Raw genomic sequence first — 19,923 nt, forward strand, 5'->3', positions numbered from 1 at the left:
GATTCAGGTAGTCATACAAATCAAGAAGGGTAGGAAACGAAATCTTAAAAGGCCATTAATTTGCGCCTTTTAAGATTTTTTTAACTTGACAATATTCGGTCAAGCTTTAATTTTTAGACTTCAGCAATATGCCTGCAAACTTCATTTTACCGATGACGGTGTGTCACCAGTTTTACTCTTCACGCTGGCCAGATGTGCTTGAATTTCATTATCCGATGGCTTGAGTTTGTCAGCTTTTTGTAGGATTGGAAGCGCTTTCTGGTATTCACCTTTTTCTGCCAAAATCCATCCATAGGTATCCAGAATTTGTGGCGTATCTCCTGCTAATTGATACGCTTTTTCAGCATAGCTCAAAGCCACTGGATTTTTATCCTGATCATATGCCCAGGCCAGATTATTGAGGACAATAGGGTTATTTGGCTCGGCTTTTAAAACAATCAAGAACTGGGAAATTGCTTGCGATCTTGACTGTGGTTGACCCAAAAGATATTCGGCGTAGTAGTTACGCGTATTATTATCTGCTGGATGTTTTGCTAGCCAATTGTTGACTCTATCATTGGCTTCTTTTTCTTTCTTATCCTTCACTAACGCTAGGTGAATTTTCTTTAGGATGAGATTGTTCTCTTGAAGTTGCAATGCCGCTTCGTAAGATTTAAGTGCAGGCGCATATTTGCTTTGACGAGATAATATATCGCCTTCAAGTATAAATCCTTGAGGGTTTTTGGCATCTTGTTTTTGTAACTGCTTCGCGATTTGCAATGAAGAATTAAAGTCCGCTTTTCTCGACTCTAAGTCAGCTAATGCAATTGCTGCTTTTGTATAAGTGGGCTGAAGCACCAAGATTTTCTTTAATGTCTCGATGGCATTTTCTTGATCTTTTGCATTGACGTATGCACCTGCCAGTTGGAATTTTTCATCAGGAGATTCAGGGTGGAGGGATGCCAATCTCGATAGGCTATCGATCGCACCAGTCCAATCTTTCGCTAGCTGCTGCGTGTTTGCGAGAAGCTGCAGGAACTCTGCACTCTCTGGTGCAGTATTGTGAGCATTTCTAGCTAACGTCAATGCTTTTTGTATCTCATTCGATTTGATATAAAAATTAATCAAGTTGCCAGCGGCTGAAGCCTGATCAGGGTGATCGTTGTACGCTTGCTGTAACCATTTTTCTACATCTTTTTTATTACCTTGAATATTGGCCAGATCCGCTAAAGCTAATTCAGCATCCAGATTTTTCTTATCAGTATTGAGTAGTGTTTGATAGCGTTCTTTGGCCTGATCATATTTTTTATCTCCAATATCTAGTTTTGCCAGATTGGCGATGGCAGGGAAATAGTTGGCTTGGGCTTTCAACGCGTCATTGAAACTGATTCTGGCATTTGTAACGTCATTTTTTTTCAAATAAATAATACCCTTCAAATTAAGTAGAAGAGGATTTGATGCTTGTTGCTTCTCAAGCGCTTGTACCGTTGTCATAGCCTGATCAAATTGATTGCTACCGACATATGTCATTGCCAAGAGCACGCCAGACTTGAGTGAGGAGGTTTTATCTCCAAGAGTAATGGCTTTTTCAAGTTCAGAAATGGCATCGGTTTGCTTACCAAGATTTAATTTACTGATCGCCATTTGTGTAAGGTAGCTGGCATTTTCTGGTTTGATCGCTACTGCTTTTTCATAGTAGCTATTTGCTTTGTTAAATTCTTTTGCTGCGAGCGATGCATCACCTGCCAAAGCAAGTAGTTCACTGTCTTTTTCATTGCCAGCAGCGATTATTTTTTCTACGTTTTCCAGAGCAAGCTGCGCTTTTCCGTTGTTAAGTTGGGATTGGGCGAGCAGTTTTTGGACATAAAGATTGGATGGCACCTCGGCCAGATATTTGTTAAAAATAACTTCTGACTGCTTTGTAGAGCCGAGTGAGAAATTGGCGATGCCCGAGATTAAGATTGCTGGTAAATATTGTGGTGCATTTTTTAAAATCGGTGCCAGCGCATTTAAGGACTCCTGATTTTTTCCTTGGGATAGGTAGAGTACCGCTTGAGAAAACATTGCATTCGGATTTTGGGGGCGCAGATCTGTTGCGGCTTTAATGTCTGCTTGTGCTTGATCGAATTGTTTTAATTTGATCTCGATATTCGCTTTTTCAATGTGTGCGGCTACATCTTTAGGATGTAATTTTAATGCGGTGTCAAAGCAACTAATAGCACCACTAGTATCTGACTGCGCTGCGAGCAGTTGTCCCTTAAAGAGCCATGCTTTGCTGTCTTTGGCATTATTAGTCGTCGCAAGATTAGCGTATTCATTGGCTGCGTTAAGATTATTATCAGTGGCAGCCATCTTTGCTAGCCCGATTAAGGCCGCTGCGTTATTGGGAGATACTTTTAGTGCTTGGTCGAAGGCTTTTTTTGCGGAGTCCTTATCTTTCAAGTTCAAATAAGCTTCGCCGCGCATAGCTAATACTTCCGCAGAAATTGGAGAGTTAACTGGTACTTCAGTTTCTTCTAATAACTTTTTGAACTTCCCTTCCAATAACAAAGATTTTGCTAACCTTGTTTGAATTTGATCTTTAGGTGCACCAACACCAATGGCTTTTCTGAATTCATTTTCAGCCGATAATCCATCTTCTGTTTCGAGATAGATATCACCCATTAAAATACGCGCTTCTTTATGGTTTGGATCTTTTTGTAGCGCATTTTTTAGTTGAATGAGAGCCGATTTCTCATCTCCCTTCGCGATGTAGCTTTTAGCCTCTTCGACGAACTTATCTGCGGAATAAAATCGTGTACAAGCAACTAATTCGGTGCATAAAAATAGTACACTCAAAGTTAATCTGATGCGACTTGGGTTAATCTTCAACGGAGACATATATTTTCCTGGTAAGTGAGCGTAAACAGGTCTGGTAAAAAACACGTAAAGTAAAACGTTGGTAAGCGAGTTATCTGCGAAAGATTTTCGCTGATTTTAATTGTTTAAAATGGCGTATTAAATTTTGAATATAGTAGGCAATTTTGCCTTTCCAAGTCTGTGAATTGTAAGCAATAATCCCCCAGTATTCTCTGCGATCTGACATCCAATCTTTCTTGTAATTTTCGTCTCCATTAAGAAAATCTACTTCGTCTACTTTGTCAATATCGATTACATGTGAAAAAAGATGCGCAGTGAGGATGGAGCCAATCGAAAAATTTGAAAACTGTTCGTCGTATGCCAGTTTATAAATGGATGCTTTCTTTTGATGTACCAACCAAATTTGTGCTGCAGCGGGTTGGTCGTCGATCATCGCAATGCCGAGTCGCAACCACCCTTGCCTGGCACTTTCTTCAATCCATCCAGGAACGAATTCCGCGAATGGCTCAGGTGTCTTCCAACTCTTCTGATAAATTGCTTGATAACTTGAAATGAGTTGAGATACTTCCTCGGACGAACTGGCAATCATCAGTTCCAGCTTTTTTGTTTTGCGTAAAGTTTCACTTTTGCGCTTCAAAGTATTTTTAAGTTTTGAAGGCAGACCGTCAAAAAACTCTTGATATGATCGACCATTGACTTTCAAAAACCAGTTCCCTGAGCAGAAGTAGCTTTTAGCTGGCATGCCTGCATGAGAAAAAGCACTGATCAGCATTGGAAAACAGGCTGATTCTTTTTCGAGGGGATGTAAATCTATTGCATCCCATCGAGGCTTCTCGTCGCCAATACCTTTAATGAGCAAATTGAGTTGTTGCTGTGCTGTGTGGTTGCTTTGTTCGCTTAGGATCGGCCCGAAGATTGCTGAATAATAATTGGCGAATGCGACGAGTGTTTTTAGTCGAAAAAATGGCAATGTCGGCGGATAAAAACACATTGGCAGAGCTGCCATGTCAGGTACAGTAACGTCTTCCTGTTCAAGAACATAAATCCGTAATTGGGTGTTTGTATCCGTCCCTGATTTACGTAAATGAGTGAACCAGGGCAAGCTTAAGAAAAAACTACGACACTGTTCGGTATCTTGGAACAGATTTGTATATCCAGGTGGAAGCTTATCAAAACCAGGATAAACATGGACCTTGGCTATGGGGTAATGTGTGTCAGTGGCAGTTAAGCCCATTTTGCCAGATCTTGCTTGTACCAGTTAATTGCTTTACGAAGTCCTTGATCAACTCTGAACAATGGTTCGTAACTCAGCAAACTCTTGGCTTTGGAAATATCTGCCTGCGAATGGGGAATGTCACCCGAACGAAATGGTAAAAATGTTGGCTGATGATCTTGTATATGTGCGTAATCATTGCTGAGAACATCGCGCATCATCTTGTAAAGTTCAAGCAAACTTGTGCGGTCACTAAGCGCTACATTGAAAATTTGATTGTCAACATTTTTGTCAGTAGAGAGTGCTGAAAGTATATTTGCTTGCACGACGTTTTCAATGTAACAGAAATCGCGGGTTGTCGAGCCATCACCGTTGATATTGAGTGGTTGATTTCTGATTAACGCCGAGATCCAGATTGGTATAACCGCTGCGTAAGCACCATTTGGATCCTGACGTGGTCCAAATACATTGAAATAGCGTAAGCCAACTGACGATACGCCATAACAGCGGTGGAAAACGTCGGCATAAAGTTCATTGACGTATTTAGTAACGGCGTAGGGAGAGAGGGGTTTGCCAATAACTGGCTCCACTTTAGGCAAATCAGGATGATCGCCATACGTTGAACTGGATGCCGCATACACAAATCGACGTACGTTATGATCACGCGCAGCCACCAGCATATTCAGATAGCCAGTAACATTATTTGCGTTACTTAAAATAGGGTCTTCAATTGAGCGAGGTACTGACCCAAGAGCAGCATGGTGCAACACATAATCGGCACCGCTACACACTTGCTGGCACGCTTCCATATCGCAGATGTCACCTTTAATAAAACGGAAATTCGACCATTTTTCTGTGCCAACGATTTCGTGAACTTGATCTAGATTATGTTGGTAACCAGTAGAGAAATTATCCAGACCGACAACTTTTTGATTATGGTTGAGCAAAAATTCTAACAAATTAGATCCAATAAAACCGGCGACGCCAGTAATGACCCAAGTTGATTGTTGTTCGTTTAGTTGCAACTGAAGTTCAGTAAAATTTTTCATGATTTTTCTTTTGGGGAAATTAGAGACGCCAAACTTGGAATCCGGCTGCAGTTAATTCGTCAGGATTGTATTGGGATTTGATATCAATAAAGCAGGAGTCTGGTAGGGATTTCGCTGTCAAATCGGATAGTGGACGCATAGTAAGCTCTTGATGTGACACGGCTGCTATTGTGACCTGTGCTTTTGGCAAATCGTCCCAATTTTCTAGTTTTAAGCCATATTCATGCAAGGTTTCATCTGCGTCGGCCAGAGGGTCATGAATATGGACATCTAAACCGAACGACTGCAGTTCGAAAATCATATCGGCGACTTTAGAGTTGCGAATGTCAGGACAATTTTCTTTGAAAGTGATCCCCAACACATTGACGACACACCCTTTGACATGATGATTGGCGCGAATAATTTCTTTAACGACTTTTTCTGCAATAAATTTGGCCATGCCATCATTAATGCGTCGCCCAGCCAAAATGACTTGCGGGTGATAACCTATCATTTCTGCTTTATGTGTCAGGTAATAGGGATCGACCCCTATGCAATGACCGCCAACGAGGCCTGGCCTGAAATTGAGAAAATTCCATTTAGTACCGGCAGCTTTGAGTACTTCCATCGTGTCTATTCCTATCATGTCGAAGATGATAGACAGCTCGTTCATTAGGGCAATATTCAGATCACGTTGGGTATTTTCGATCACTTTTGCTGCTTCGGCTACTTTGATACTGGATGCACGGTAGACGCCTTTTGTAACCACGGTCTCGTAAAGTCCTGCTACTTTATCCAGGGTATCGGCGTCGTCACCTGACACGACTTTGAGAATTGTTGTCAGAGTATGTTCTTTATCGCCAGGATTGATACGTTCTGGCGAAAAACCGACATGAAAATCTTTTTTCCAGGTATAGCCCGAACATCTTTCCAAAACAGGAATGCAAATTTCTTCGGTTGCTCCAGGGTATACTGTTGATTCATAGACAATAATTGCGCCGCGTTTCATAACCTTGCCAACTGTCTCGCTGGCACTGATCAGTGGTTTGAAGTCGGGATTATGTGCAATATCTACAGGAGTTGGAACTGCAACGATAATGAAATCTGCTTGTGCAAGCACTTCCGGATCAGTACTTGTTGTCAGATAAGTTGCACTACGCAAGTCTTCGGTCGAAACTTCACCAGTGGCGTCAATAAAATTTTGATAATTTTCAACTTTTTTCTTAGAAACATCAAAGCCCGTTGTACGTACTTTTTTGCCAAATTCTACGGCCAACGGAAGGCCAACATAACCTAAGCCAACTATACCTACTGAAATGTCCATCGTGTTTTGATCCTAGCTAATGTTGGTTAGATGAAAATTGATTCTTTTATATTATATTACAACCTTTTTGACAATTCACAGTATTCGTTCCATTGAATTATTGGCAAATAAAATTTTATCGTTAAAAATTGACAACAATTATTGGGGGGCGAATTGAGGAGGGCAAATGCATATTAGAAATATTGCATTTTGATATCGTTTCTCGTACGAAGAACAGATGCGCGCAGTTGTTGCAAAGTATTTTTTTTGTTGTTCGATACGTGCATTACACTAACCGCCATTTCGCTCTTAAATCACGGACATTCGAAAATGATTTCGATGAGTTTTGCAATTCTCCATAGTTTTGGTTTTTGGATCTTTATTAGCAGTATTTTGTATGGGTTACTGCTTTATCGCTTTCCAAACGCATGGTTGACAGTCATTCTGGCGACGTTACCAGTTTTGGATTTCGCGCCTTGGACGGGGGAGTTTTTTTTTGATGAATTTGATGGTTTGCTTTGCCTGACGTTACTTGCAGTTTTGTGTCGGCGCGGCCTGAGCGATTTCGGCCGCCTCCAAATTGGATGGACGTCGACGTCAATGGTGTTGATGGCATGCCTTTTTCTCTCGGCCTTTGTCGCAGCATTCAATGGGGCTTACCCATTTCCGGCCATTGATATTAATTCCTTTAATAACTATCTCAGTTCTTACAATGCTCTGCGGGTTTTTAAGGGCGTCGCTTTTGCGTATGCGCTTTTATTGCTGCTAGTGGTTGATATGGTGAATGATAAAAAGGCAACTTTGCGTCGTGTAACTTTAGGCTTTACGCTTGGTACGCTGGGTGCAAGTTTGGGTGTCATATGGGAAAGATTGAGCTTTACAGGTTTATTGAATTTTGATTCTGGTTATCGAGTCGTCGGGCTATTTTCTGGTATGCATACAGGCGGCGCTTATATAGAGGCGTATTTGGTCACTGCATTGCCCTTTGTTATATGGTGGGAAATGCAAAACCGTCAATGGCAGGTGAGGGTCGCTGCAATCCTGATTTTCCTGATGGGTTGTTATGCATTACTCGTCACCTATGCACGAGGTGGCTACGTCGCGTTTGTTTTGTCCTGCCTGGTATTGTTTTTAGGCGTCGCCTTACGTCAAAAATCTAAATTCATAGCCGCGAATCTTACTCGTACACTTTTGATTGTGCTGCTTATCGGCGGCGGCTTGTTTTTTGCTTACCAAGCCACTCCCATGCACGCAAGATTTAATCAGGTTGCATATGATAAATCGCAGCGACTTCATCATTGGGGAGAGATCGTCGGAATGATGGATAAAGATTTGAAAGTCACGATGTTTGGCGAAGGATTGGGGCGTTTGCCAGAAATTTTTTTTCGACACACCAAAGGCCAAAAGCAGTCAGAATTTCGCTTTGTAAGTGATACCGATCGCACCTATTTGCAGCTCGTCGGAGGCGAGCCGATCTATTACGAGCAAGTGGTGAATCTGCAGGCTCAACACCGATATCAAATGCAAGTGCAAGTACGTAATAAAACTAAATCTTCCGAGATGTATCTCTCACTATGTCGCAAATGGATGCTCTATTCGTTGCAGTGTGAGTGGTATCGAGTGAAACTGGATCCATCATTAACTTGGCAAACACATGTGTTTAATGTGAATGTGGATCGATTAAAGCGCTTGCCTTGGTATGCATTGTCAAGCGTAAAATTATCGCTTGAGAATGATGTGAGTGATACGACAGTCGAGATTGCATCAGTTTCGGTGCAGTCAGAAGATGGCTCGGAAATGGTCCGCAATGGTGACTTTTCCCAAGGCTCGCGCTACTGGTTCTTTTCGACGGATAATCATTTACCATGGCATTTCAAAAATTTTCTATTGCAGCTATTTTTTGAACAGGGTGTAATTGGTTTGATGCTAATGTTGTCGGCACTTATTTATAGTGCCAACATCTTGGCGAAACGGCACCAGGATCCAGACTACCCAGCGGCGCTTTACGCTGCTGTCTTAACAGGTTTTTTGGGAGTTGGTGTCATAGATAGTTTGTTTGATTTTCCGCGAATGAGTTTGATTTTTTATTTGTTACTAATGTTGATTCAATTTCAGAATCCTGGTTACAAACGAGTTAAAAATCACCTCTGATTTTTAAAACTTAGCTGTAAGCGTCCAACCCCTCCACCTTTTCAGAAGGCAGGTGCGGTGTTAAGTGCGGAGCGGCAGCAGTTCATCAATGCGGCTGTTTGGGCAGGTGGGGAGTTTTTCTAACGTTTCTTTTAAACAGGCGTACGGTTCAATGTCGCTGGCTTTCGCTGTGGCTAATAACGTTTGAATGGCAGCAGCTCTCTTGCCGGCACGTTCAGAACCAGCGAACAGCCAGTTCTTTTTGCCCAGAGCAATTGGCCTGATCGCATTCTCAATCGGATTGTTATCGATGGGCAGGTGCCCACTGTCGGCATAACGTGTGAATGCTGGCCAGCGTTTTAAACTGTAATCGATCGCCTTCGATAGCGCACTTCCTTCCGCACTGCTTTTGCGTAGTTGAACTAGCCCACAGATGCATGGCATCGAGGCGAGGCTTGCCATGCTCTGCTCGCCATCGCTGTCGCTCTTCGATCGAATAATCTTGTGCATCACTTTCTATCCGGTATAACCCGGCAATCCGTTGCAATGCTTCTTCGGCGACTGGGTGTTGATTGGCGGCATGTAAATCGAAGAATTTACGTCGGGCATGGGCCAGGCATGCCAGTTCTGTGATCCCTGTTTTGAGTAGTTTTTTATAGCCTGCGTAATCGTCAACCATCAAATGTCCCTGCCAATAGGCAAGGAAGCTTTGTGCATGCGCTCCGCTACGATTTGGCTGAAACTCAAATACCACGATGGGTGCATCGAGTTCTAAGTTGTTGCTACGGTACGCCCACAGATAAGCACGCTTCGTTTTGCCTTTACCCGGATCAAGTTGTGATACCGGTGTTTCATCGGCATGTAAGACAGTGCGTTGTTGCAGTAATTCTATGAGTCGATCAGCTAATGGTTGTAGTGCAACGCCGATGCGGCCTATCCATTCTGCGAGCGTTGATCTGGAGATCGTGACGCCATGGCGGGTGCTGATCTGTTCTATCCGATAGAGTGGCAGATAATCCAGATATTTTTGAATCACTACCCACGCATGTAAGCTGGGGGTCGCTAAACCACCGTCAATGATCGCCGCCGGTATTGCTGCAGCAGTGATGGTTTCGCACTGACGGCAGGCATACTGTGGCCGGATATGCTTTTGTACAAAGAACCGTGCCGGTTCAACATCAATCTGCTCGGTGATATCCTCGCCGATCTTCACTAAGGTTTGACCACAAGCACCACATGCGCAAGAATCAGGTTCGTGACGCTGTTCTACACGTGGCAATTCGGCAGGGAGTGGCTTGCGTCCGGTTGGCTTTGCTTTGACGCGCGGTGTGGAAGAGAGTTGCTCCAGTTCCGCCTGCATGGCGTTGAGATCGGTTTCTTGCGTCTCATTAAAGAGGTCACGTTGTTGCGCCGTGAAGGCTTCTGATGTGCTGCAGAATTTAATCCGTTTATGGTACGCCAGTTCTAAAGTAAGTGCCTTGATCTTGGTGTCTTTGAGATGGATTTCCTGGCGTTACCGGGCAACGAGATCAGCTTGTTCTTGAAGACGCTGTGCTTCTTGTGCCCAGGCTGCGACCTGTGCGGCCAGTCCTTCGGGTGTGGCCGTGTGGGGATTAAATTGAGCGAGGGCTTTGGCGAGGTCCATGCATGAAGTTTACATAGACTGGGTGATGTTTACAATCAAAAAAGGGATGTATCGTCATTTTTTTGATGCTATCCGTGCCGATCAGACATGCCAGTGTGCCGGTGCCGGTGCAAATAATCGTTGCCAGTCAACGCCTTTGATGGGCCAATCCCATTGGTCTTGTGTCATCACCCAGCAGCGATCCTCCGCACGAGGCCAGACAAATGCACCACGGTGTAAGCGGCGCTGACAACACCATACGCCAGCACCATCCCAGATGAGCAACTTCAAGCGTGTTTTAGAACGATTGCTAAACGCATAGGCGGTGCCATCGCAAGGCGTCGTACTCAAACTGGTTTGTATCCATTGCGACAAGCTCTCCATGCCACGACGCATGTCCACGGGTTCTATGACGCAAAAAATCTGACCGGGTGCCATCATACTAATTGATTGAGTAATTGACCAAGCCAGGTGGTCTGCATATCAGCAGGTAGCTAGAGTTGCCACCCAGAGTCATGGCGTAACACGATGGGCGGCACATTTGAAGCGGCTGGTGGGCTGGGCTGAACAACAATCGGTAAAGTCGTCAGCGGTGCGCACGCCAAAGCAGGTACCTGGCCACGTGAAATCCAACCATGAAATGTGGAGTGATTTAATTGATGCTCACGACAATACGCCGCTTGCGATAGCCCTGAGCCTTGCCAGGCGGTGACATGTTGCAACCATTGCGCACGACTGAGGGTGGATTTGATTCTTGACATGCTTGCTCTCCAAAGTGATCAGGTTTGAAGAGTGCATGAAATTAAGGGGTGTTCATAGGTGGGAGCGTTGGACGGTTACACTTAGCTTTTGAAGTTTTTAGTTCAAATAAAGACGGAGGCCGTAGCACCCGTCAAAATTTTGATAAATATTGAGCGTCTTACATTTCGCTGGAACATCGGCATCATAGATCAATGTCTCCATGAATCCTCTATGCTGCTTCAAATTTTACATGCCTTGATTTTTTGCGTTATTAATTCGCTATCGTTGTTGCCTTGGTTCTCGCTACTATTAATTTTTTATAACTATCGATGAGTCGGGCGTGTCTGTCTAGTCCTTCAAGTTTGATGCTCGTCGGCGTTAAACCATAGAAACGGACGCGGCCATCGATGGAGCCTAATACGGCGTCCATACGTTCATTGCCAAACATGCGGCGGAAGTTTACTTCGTAATCTGCCAAGTCTAAATTGTCATCGAGGGTCACCTCTAAGACTACATTTAATGCTTGATAGAATAAGCCACGGTCGACCGTGTTGTCGTTGTAGTGCAAAAATGCACCGACCAGCTCATGCGCTTCTTCAAAGTCTTCCAGTGCCAGATTGATCAGCAGTTTTAATTCGAGGACAGTGAGCTGACCCCATACGGTATTCTCATCAAACTCAATACCGATGAGGGTCGCGATATCGCTGTAATCGTCTAGCTCATTATTTTCTAAACGATCTAACAGGTCTTCGAGATTCTCATCATCTAGCTGATGCAAATTTAAAATATCTGTACGGAACAATAAAGCTTTGTTGGTGTTGTCCCAAATCAAGTCTTCAACAGGATACACTTCCGAATATCCCGGCACTAAAATCCTACATGCAGTGGCGCCTAGTTGGTCATACACAGCCACGTAGACTTCTTTATTTAATTCTTTGAGGATGCCAAATAATGTCGCGGCTTCGTCCACATTAGAGTTTTCACCAAGACCTGAGAAGTCCCAGTCGACAAATTCGTAATCGGATTTGGCGCTGAAAAAGCGCCATGACACCACACCACTAGAATCGATAAAGTGCTCAACAAAGTTATTTGGCTCGGTGACTGCATTGCTGACAAACGTTGGCTGCGGAAGGTCATTCAAACCTTCAAAGCTGCGCCCCTGTAGCAATTCCGTGAGGCTTCGTTCAAGTGCAACCTCTAAGCTCGGATGGGCGCCAAACGAAGCAAAGACGCCGCCAGTGCGTGGATTCATCAAGGTGACGCACATGACCGGATAACGTCCACCAAGTGAGGCATCTTTTACTAATACAGGGAATCCTTGCTCTTCCAAACCCTGGATACCAGCCATAATGCCGGGGAATCTGGCGAGTACTTCCTGAGGCACATCTGGTAAGGTCATTTCGCCTTCCAGAATTTCGCGTTTAACCGCACGCTCAAAGATTTCAGACAGACATTGCACTTGAGCTTCAGCCAGGGTGTTGCCTGCACTCATGCCATTGCTGGCAAATAAATTTTCGATCAAGTTTGATGGGAAGTAAACGACTTCGCCATCTGATTGGCGGACATATGGAAGGGCACAGATTCCACGTTCTGCATTGCCAGAATTCGTGTCGATTAGATGGGAACCCCGAAGCTCGCCGTCGGGGTTGTAAATCGCCAGACAGTATTTATCCAAGATCTCTTTTGGCAGGGCATCTTTTTTGCCCGGCTTAAACCAGTGCTCATTGGGGTAATGGACAAACTCAGCATTGGCAATATCCTCACCCCAGAATGAGCCAGCATAGAAATGGTTGCAACTCAATCGTTCAATGTATTCACCTAATGCTGATGCCAGGGCACTTTCTTTCGTTGCGCCTTTACCGTTAGTGAAGCACATTGGCGAATGAGCATCGCGAATGTGGAGTGACCAGACATTCGGAATAATATTGCGCCAGGAAGCAATTTCTATCTTGATGCCTAAGTCTGCTAACAAGCCGGACATATTGGCGATAGTTTGCTCGAGTGGCAGATCTTTACCTGAAATATAGGTTGCTGCAGTGGCGTCAGGATTTAAAGTGAGTAAGGCTTGCGCGTCTGCATCCAGATTGTCGACTTCTTCAATGACGAATTGAGGCCCTTCCTGGACGACTTTTTTGACTGTGCAACGCTCGATAGAGCGCAAAATGCCTTCGCGGTCTTTGGCTGAGATATCTGCCGGCAATTCAACCTGGATCTTGAAAATCTGTGCGTAGCGATTTTCAGGATCAACAATATTGTTTTGTGACAGTCGGATATTTTCTGTGGAAATATTGCGCGTATTGCAATATAACTTCACAAAATAGGCAGCACATAGTGCGGATGAGGCTAAAAAGTAATCAAAAGGCCCTGGTGCGGAGCCATCGCCTTTATAGCGGATGGGTTGGTCAGCGATCACTGTGAAGTCATCGAATTTAGCTTCAAGACGAAGCTTATCGAGAAAATTGACCTTAATTTCCATGAGGGAGTTCCAAAAGAGTATGCAAAAAGAGTTGGACGCTATTATCCATGTTTTATTCATGGGTCACAGATAAATGACCGAGTTAACTTATTTAGCTTATTTAGCTTATTAAGCTTATTAAGCTTATTTAATTAATTTATCTGAAGCCTGAAGATAATTAGTTAGCTTTTTGATAATTTTAAATGACGGAATATTAATTTTGACGTTCTTTGCTTTTATGCAGTGGTACAGGTGTAACCCGCGCTGTCGTAGCGTCGCCAATGTCTTGATATGGTTCTGGCGAGTTGCACCCACCTTACGATTAAGTATCGATATCCATAGCCGCGAATTATCGCTTTTGACTTTCACCGCTTTAGATAAAGTAATTCAAAGCAAATCACAGCAATTCAAAGTAGTTCAAAGCAATTTGTGCTTCACGGAAAACTGATAAGAAAGTATCCATTTTTAATCCGAAAAAACAATAAAAAAAAGCGCAAATTTCTTCGCGCTTTTTTGATCAATTTGAACGAATCAAATTATTCCAAACGGTTTAATCGAACGTCGGTGTTTCTACACCTAAGATTTTATGCAGTTTTGGTGATGTGGTGGTGTATTGCATGTGGATTTTCTTTTCAGGGAAAATATACGGTGCAGCACCAAACGCCGCCAAAGCAGCTTCATGGAAGCCGGATAAAATTAATTTCTTTTTACCTGGGTAGGTATTGATATCGCCAACAGCAAAAATACCAGGAACATTGGTCTCAAACTTTTCAGTGTTCATGACTTTCAATTGCTTACGCTCGATATCCAGACCCCATTCGGCGATAGGGCCGAGTTTTGGCGATAAGCCGAAGAACACGAGCAATGTATCTAAAGGCATGCGGCGCGTAACGCCATCAGCACCAGTGACTTTGATTTCACTCAGAATATCGTCTTTGGTTTCGATGCCTGTCACCTGACCGATGGTCAGTTGCATTTCGTAGTTGTCGCACAATTCTTTCATTTTGGCGACCGAAGCTGGCGCAGCACGGAAATCATCGCGACGATGCAGCAAGACGACAGATTCTGCTTTGCCGACCAGATTCAAAGCCCAATCCAACGCGGAGTCGCCGCCACCGCAGATGACCAGGTTCTTGCCATAGAATTGACTAGGATCTTTAACGCGGTAAAACACTTGCGAACCTTCAAATGCTTCAATCCCATCCACTTTTAAAGTGCGCGGTTGGAAAGATCCAACACCCGCTGCGATGAAAATTGTTTTGGTGATAAAGCGAGTACCTGTCGATGTTTCCACATCAAAGCGACCGTCTTCACGACGCTCAACCAGAGTAACTTCCTGACCCAAGTGGAACGTAGGTTCAAACGGTTCAATTTGTTTTAACAGATTGTCTGTCAATTCTTGACCTGTGCAAACTGGCACGGCTGGAATGTCGTAAATTGGTTTGTCTGGATATAACTCTACGCATTGGCCACCAACCACAGCAAGTGAATCGATCACATGTGCTTTGATTTCGAGCAGGCCTAATTCGAACACCTGGAACAGGCCAACCGGACCTGCACCAATGATGACGGCATCGGCTTCAATAACGCCAACTGCCTGAGTAGTTTGTTTGTTTTCCATACGACGAGTTATTTCCTGATATTACCTAAAATTTGGTGGGGTAAATTGATTCCTTACCCTTTTGCCATTGTGGCATTGCCCCAGACAAAATTTGTCCTGGCGAATTAACGTTCCAGGTACTGCAATTTGTCTTTTACATCTTTCCAGTCATCTGCATCGGCAAGTGGGGCGACTGTTTTTGTGATCGATGGCCATTTGCGCGTCAAATCAGCATTGATTTTAATAAACTGTTGTTGATCAGCGGGCACATCTTCTTCGGCATAAATGGCGTTAGCCGGGCATTCTGCGACACATACCGCGCAGTCAATGCACTCATCCGGATCAATAATCAGGAAATTCGGGCCAGCACGGAAGCAGTCCACTGGGCAGACATCCACGCAATCGGTGTAGCGGCAGCGGATGCAGGATTCGGTCACAACGTGGGTCATAACAGTCCAATCTTTAAAATTCGGGGTTGTGGCACAGCCAGATCGCAGAAAACACATGCTAAGGCTGCAAAGCCTTGTATTTTAAGGCAATTTCACAGTTCTAACAAATCAGGCTTATATAGTTTGCGCATAAGCAAATACATTCGAGCTTTTTGGCTTGCAATGTCTTTGCCGCAGTTAGCCCGAAAAATGCCAGAAGATGACGCCGAATTATAGACAATTAACATGCTGTATGCATTGATATGCGTCACTCGCAAGCGAGAATTCGATTGTTTTTTGCGATGAAATTTTTTCAAAGTAGCCTTGTAGAAAAAATCCACGTATTTTTAGCGTTAAGATAGGTGCACTAACGCACAATTTTCTTTGGACTATTTATGAAACCTGCAATTTTGGTTGCGCGCGCAATCTTCCCAGACGTCTTAACGCGTTTGTCGACGCATTTTGAAGTCGAATCAAATCAAGAGGACATCATTTTTAGTCCCACACAGTTAGCGGAAAAATTACGCGACAAAGCCGGCGCGTTAACGACCTCAAGTGCACGCATTAACCGGGAATTGTTGCAACAATTACCAAATTTGAAAATGGTCGCCAACATGGCTGTCGGTTACGATAATTTTGATCTCCCGGCGATGGCAGAGTTTGGGGTTCAGGCCAGCAATACACCCGACGTGTTAAATGAAACAACCGCCGATTTTGGCTGGGCATTGATGATGGCAACAGCGCGCCGGATTACTGAGTCTGAACATTGGTTACGTGATGGACAATGGCATAAATGGCGCTACGATTATTTTCTTGGTGCTGATTTGCATGGTTCCACTTTGGGTATCATCGGGATGGGGCGTATTGGTCAGGCAATTGCCAGACGTTCTACGGGCTTCAATATGAAAGTGATTTATCACAACCGTTCGCGTCTGTCGTCAGAGCAAGAGGCGCTGGCGAATCATGCGCAGTATGTTAGTAAGGAAGAAGTGTTGCGTCAGGCAGATCATTTGATGCTGATTTTGCCATATTCGACGGCTTCGCATCACACGATCGGCGCGGCCGAACTAGCGCAGATGAAGCCAACGGCAACCCTGACAAATCTGGCGCGTGGCGGCATTGTTGATGATCAGGCATTGATTGCAGCGTTGCGCACCAATCAAATCGCAGCAGCCGGTTTGGATGTCTTTGAAAATGAACCGAGATTCAATCCAGACTTTTTGAGTCTGAAAAATGTTGTTCTGACACCGCATATCGCCAGTGCTTCCGAGGCGACGCGCCGCGCCATGGCGAATTGTGCCGCAGATAATTTGATCGCAGGATTAAGCGGCCAGAGACCGCCTAATCTGCTGACATTACTTTAAAGAGTTGATCAGGTCGACGTACTGCTGCATCGCTTCGTCCTGCGACGTACCTTTTAAATTCGCCCATGCATCAAATTTTGCGCGGCCGACAAAATCTGTCATACCTGGGCGATCACCGGTTGCATCACCTGAGCTGCCTTGCTTGAACAGGGCATAGATTTTCAGTAATGTCATGTTGTCTGGACGTTCTGGCAGGTTTTTGGATTCTGCTAAGGCAAGGGTGAATTGTTCTTGTAAGCTCATTGTGATCTCCAGCTTTTTAAGTGGGAAAAAGTAAAGACTCAAAAAGTATCACGAGTCTTGGCTCTATCACTATTTCTTCGCTAGAGGTTTTCTTCCAGCATGATGTCAAAATGAAACTAAGTACTGCTAAAATACCCCGCCATTCATACAGCGCGCCGTTCTAACCCTTCTCCCTTCTCCCGCAAGCCTTAGGAGGGGAGGGATGATGGGGATTAACGGCAATGCCGGTTACTGTTGCGATAAGCCGTCAAATCAACTGCGAGTCAAAGTCAGGGCAGGTTGCACATGCCCCGCACGAATTAATGCAAAGTTGGCTCGGCACCACAACAAGCTTTGTATTTTTTTCCGCTGCCGCACGGGCAAGGATCGTTGCGGCCGACTTTTGGTGATTCACGCTTGATCGTCGTTACGCCAGATTTACGCAATGGTGCCCAGAAACGGCGGATAGCCGGGATGGATGCTTCTAACGAGAGCGCCAAGGCATGGCATTTTTCTGGTGTATCAACGAATTTTAATTCTTCTTCGTCGATTTCTTCAGCACCCAATAAATAAATCGGTTGCAACAAAGGACCGATCTCTGCTGATTCCCAAGCGGCTTCCCAAGCTTCTTCACGCAATTGCATGCCTTCCCAGAATCCCCATGCCCAAGTTTCGCCGTCTATGAGTTCTTTGCCGTTTTGTTCCAAAACGCAAAAGAGAGGCTCGAATTCCTGCGGCGCCACTTCGAAAGTGATTTGAATTTCATTCATAAAACGCGCAATCAATTGCGTAACGCGTTGCATTTCTTTGTCATTTTTAAACTTAGGTTCTTCTGCGTCAGGCAGTCCCCAGACCAACGGTAGCCATTCGCTCATTGGTATCATTTCCGGTCCGAGCGCAATCGCTGTCAAGTAACCGTGCAGGGCATCCATGGTCATGCCATCGTCGCCAACCCGGTCAGACATCAAAAATTTATCGAGTTCATTGAATTCTTTGTCGCTGAGCGGTTCGTCTAAATGCATGGTGTAACCTGAATATGAGTAAGAAAATACCGGAAGTGTAGCGCTTTGTAGCGACGCTGTAACGCGTTTTATCGTATTTAGCTGCAAACTGAAAGTGATCTGCGACCTGAATAAGCACGTACAATTCCACTTATGACACAACAAATACTCCCTGAAACTTTTGCCGATTTATCACCTGAACTGGTGCTTGATGCCGTTGATAGCTGTGGCATGCAATGCGATGGGCGCTTATTGGCCCTAAATAGCTATGAAAACCGTGTGTATCAAGTCGCGCTTGATGATGCGCCGCCCCTGATTGCTAAATTTTATCGTCCATTGCGCTGGTCAGATGCGGCGATTCTGGAGGAGCATCAGTTCGTCCAGGAATTGGTTGCCCAAGAAATCCCGGTTGTGCCCGCTTTGCAAAGTACGACTGGTGCGACCTTGCATACCTACCAAGGCTATCGTTTTGCATTGTTTGCCAGGCAGAGTGGCCGTGCGCCAGAGGTGGGCAATCCTGCGACCTTGGAGTGGTTAGGGCGTTTTATTGGCCGCATTCATGCGATTGGTGCACTCAAGACCTATCAGCATCGTCCAGCGATAGACATGCAGACCTTTGGCATCCAACCGCGCGACTGGCTCTTAGCAAATATTTTTTTACCTCCCGATCTTCTATTGGCCTACCAAAGTGTGAGCCAACAAGCCTTGGACGGCGTTGCGCGCTGTTATGAGCGCGCGGGTGAAATCTCGTTAATACGATTGCATGGTGATTGCCACATGGGAAATGTTCTGTGGCTGGATGCTGGCGAACAAGCTGGACCGCATTTCGTGGACTTTGACGATAGTCGAATGGGGCCTGGAATACAGGATTTATGGATGCTACTCTCGGGTTCGCGCCAGGAAATGCAGTCGCAATTGACAGACATATTGGTTGGCTACGAAGATTTTTTTGAATTCGAACCACGACAACTGGTTTTAATTGAGGCGTTACGTACGTTGCGTTTGATTCATTATTCAGCGTGGTTGGCGCAACGCTGGACTGATCCAGCATTTCTCAGTGCGTTCCCTTGGTTTAATACGCAGCGATATTGGCAAGACCGGATATTAGAATTGCGGGAGCAAATTGCGCTCATGGACGAACCGCCGCTATGGCCAATCTAAGACAGTCTGGAAGCTGATTCGTCTAGAAAAGCTGGGGCTTTGAATGGGCATCCGCTAAAATACCGGAAATTTTTTGATCTGAAGCAAATAGGAAGCATACCATGACACAAGATGAACTAAAACTTGCCGTTGCCCAGGCAGCGATTGCTTACGTCGTAGAGGGCGAAATCGTTGGCGTTGGAACGGGTTCTACGGCCAATTTTTTTATCGACGAATTGGCGAAGATTAAACACAAGGTTAAAGCCGCCGTGGCTTCTTCCGAAGCCACGGCGGCACGACTACGCGGCCACGGTATTGAGGTATTGGATCTCAACGATGTCGCTTCGATGCCGGTTTATATCGATGGCGCAGACGAAATCACACGTCACGGTGCAATGATCAAAGGTGGCGGCGCTGCGTTAACCCGTGAAAAAATCGTCGCTTCCGTTGCAGACAAATTTATTTGTATTGCTGATGGTTCAAAACTCGTCGATTTGTTAGGTAAGTTCCCCTTGCCAGTCGAAGTAATTCCCATGTCACACGCCGTCGTTGCACGCAGGCTCAACGCCATCGGTGGTGAAGCACGCCTGCGCCTCAAAGATGGACAACCCTTGTTGACCGATAATGGTAATATGATTTTAGATGTTTATGGCCTGCAAATCGCTGACCCAGTCGCATTAGAAGCTGAAATTAATAACATCGTTGGTGTTGTAACGGTCGGTTTATTTGCACGTCACGGTGCGAATGTGTGTCTGCTGGGTACATCTGAGGGTGTTAAGACGCTGACATTCTAAGTAGGTCGCAAAAGAAAAAATGCCCGCAGCAGCGGGCATTTT

Annotated in this window: 15 protein-coding genes and 1 pseudogene; 4 read left to right on the top strand and 12 right to left on the bottom strand. The window is 44.9% G+C overall.

The features are described from left to right. Positions 1–141: 141 nt before the first annotated feature. From prsT to ACO0K1_RS07240, 4 genes are all read right to left on the bottom strand, one after another. The gene (gene prsT, locus ACO0K1_RS07225) at positions 142–2,859 is read right to left on the bottom strand and encodes an XrtA/PEP-CTERM system TPR-repeat protein PrsT (protein ID WP_423024187.1); all 2,718 of its coding nucleotides are present in this window, start codon (positions 2,857–2,859) and stop codon (positions 142–144) included. A gap of 70 nt (positions 2,860–2,929) precedes the next feature. Then, a complete protein-coding gene (locus ACO0K1_RS07230; protein WP_423024189.1) occupies positions 2,930–4,072 on the bottom strand; it encodes a GNAT family N-acetyltransferase in 1,143 nt (380 codons plus the stop codon). Next, positions 4,063–5,100: an NAD-dependent epimerase/dehydratase family protein gene (locus ACO0K1_RS07235; protein WP_423024191.1), complete on the bottom strand. Its 1,038-nt coding sequence runs from the start codon at positions 5,098–5,100 to the stop codon at positions 4,063–4,065. The genes ACO0K1_RS07230 and ACO0K1_RS07235 overlap by 10 nt, the downstream gene beginning before the upstream one ends. A 19-nt stretch (positions 5,101–5,119) precedes the next feature. Next, the gene (locus ACO0K1_RS07240; RefSeq protein WP_423024193.1) at positions 5,120–6,403 is read right to left on the bottom strand and encodes a nucleotide sugar dehydrogenase; all 1,284 of its coding nucleotides are present in this window, start codon (positions 6,401–6,403) and stop codon (positions 5,120–5,122) included. Between the two features lie 318 nt (positions 6,404–6,721). Between ACO0K1_RS07240 and ACO0K1_RS07245 the strand changes: the two genes are divergently transcribed. Further along, complete coding sequence (locus tag ACO0K1_RS07245) at positions 6,722–8,533, top strand: hypothetical protein (protein ID WP_423024194.1); 1,812 nt, start codon at positions 6,722–6,724, stop codon at positions 8,531–8,533. Between the two features lie 60 nt (positions 8,534–8,593). On the opposite strand, the pseudogene tnpC reads toward ACO0K1_RS07245, so the two are convergent. From tnpC to fdxA, 6 genes and pseudogenes are all read right to left on the bottom strand, one after another. Beyond that, a pseudogene (gene tnpC / locus ACO0K1_RS07250) lies at positions 8,594–10,157 on the bottom strand (IS66 family transposase). An 81-nt stretch (positions 10,158–10,238) separates the two neighbouring features. Beyond that, on the bottom strand, positions 10,239–10,577 hold the full coding sequence (gene tnpB / locus ACO0K1_RS07255) for an IS66 family insertion sequence element accessory protein TnpB (protein WP_423024196.1): 339 nt from the start codon (positions 10,575–10,577) through the stop codon (positions 10,239–10,241). Positions 10,578–10,630: 53 nt separating this feature from the next. Further along, positions 10,631–10,897, bottom strand: coding sequence for an IS66 family insertion sequence element accessory protein TnpA (gene tnpA, locus ACO0K1_RS07260; protein ID WP_423024198.1), 267 nt, complete (start codon positions 10,895–10,897; stop codon positions 10,631–10,633). Positions 10,898–11,148: 251 nt separating this feature from the next. After that, positions 11,149–13,353: an OsmC domain/YcaO domain-containing protein gene (locus ACO0K1_RS07265; RefSeq protein ID WP_423024200.1), complete on the bottom strand. Its 2,205-nt coding sequence runs from the start codon at positions 13,351–13,353 to the stop codon at positions 11,149–11,151. A 529-nt stretch (positions 13,354–13,882) separates the two neighbouring features. After that, positions 13,883–14,953 (bottom strand): NAD(P)/FAD-dependent oxidoreductase, encoded by a 1,071-nt coding sequence (locus ACO0K1_RS07270; RefSeq protein ID WP_423024202.1) that lies wholly within the window; start codon positions 14,951–14,953, stop codon positions 13,883–13,885. A 104-nt stretch (positions 14,954–15,057) separates the two neighbouring features. Further along, complete coding sequence (gene fdxA / locus ACO0K1_RS07275; protein WP_423024204.1) at positions 15,058–15,381, bottom strand: ferredoxin FdxA; 324 nt, start codon at positions 15,379–15,381, stop codon at positions 15,058–15,060. 374 nt (positions 15,382–15,755) lie between these two features. Here fdxA and ACO0K1_RS07280 point away from each other — a divergent pair, with 374 nt between their 5' ends. Beyond that, the gene (locus tag ACO0K1_RS07280) at positions 15,756–16,724 is read left to right on the top strand and encodes a 2-hydroxyacid dehydrogenase (RefSeq protein ID WP_423024206.1); all 969 of its coding nucleotides are present in this window, start codon (positions 15,756–15,758) and stop codon (positions 16,722–16,724) included. Here the strand turns inward: ACO0K1_RS07280 and ACO0K1_RS07285 are convergent. Beyond that, the gene (locus ACO0K1_RS07285; protein WP_423024208.1) at positions 16,716–16,967 is read right to left on the bottom strand and encodes an acyl-CoA-binding protein; all 252 of its coding nucleotides are present in this window, start codon (positions 16,965–16,967) and stop codon (positions 16,716–16,718) included. The two genes, ACO0K1_RS07280 and ACO0K1_RS07285, sit on opposite strands and share 9 nt — an antisense overlap. A 299-nt stretch (positions 16,968–17,266) precedes the next feature. Next, the gene (locus ACO0K1_RS07290) at positions 17,267–17,968 is read right to left on the bottom strand and encodes a UPF0149 family protein (protein ID WP_423024210.1); all 702 of its coding nucleotides are present in this window, start codon (positions 17,966–17,968) and stop codon (positions 17,267–17,269) included. Positions 17,969–18,100: 132 nt separating this feature from the next. Between ACO0K1_RS07290 and ACO0K1_RS07295 the strand changes: the two genes are divergently transcribed. Together ACO0K1_RS07295 and rpiA are read left to right on the top strand one after the other, a co-directional pair. Beyond that, positions 18,101–19,108, top strand: coding sequence for a serine/threonine protein kinase (locus ACO0K1_RS07295; protein ID WP_423024212.1), 1,008 nt, complete (start codon positions 18,101–18,103; stop codon positions 19,106–19,108). Between the two features lie 101 nt (positions 19,109–19,209). Then, positions 19,210–19,881 (top strand): ribose-5-phosphate isomerase RpiA, encoded by a 672-nt coding sequence (gene rpiA, locus ACO0K1_RS07300; RefSeq protein WP_423024214.1) that lies wholly within the window; start codon positions 19,210–19,212, stop codon positions 19,879–19,881. The last annotated feature ends 42 nt before the right edge of the window (positions 19,882–19,923 follow it).

The sequence above is a fragment of the Undibacterium sp. SXout20W genome (assembly GCF_049340285.1).
Lineage (GTDB): Bacteria > Pseudomonadota > Gammaproteobacteria > Burkholderiales > Burkholderiaceae_D > Undibacterium.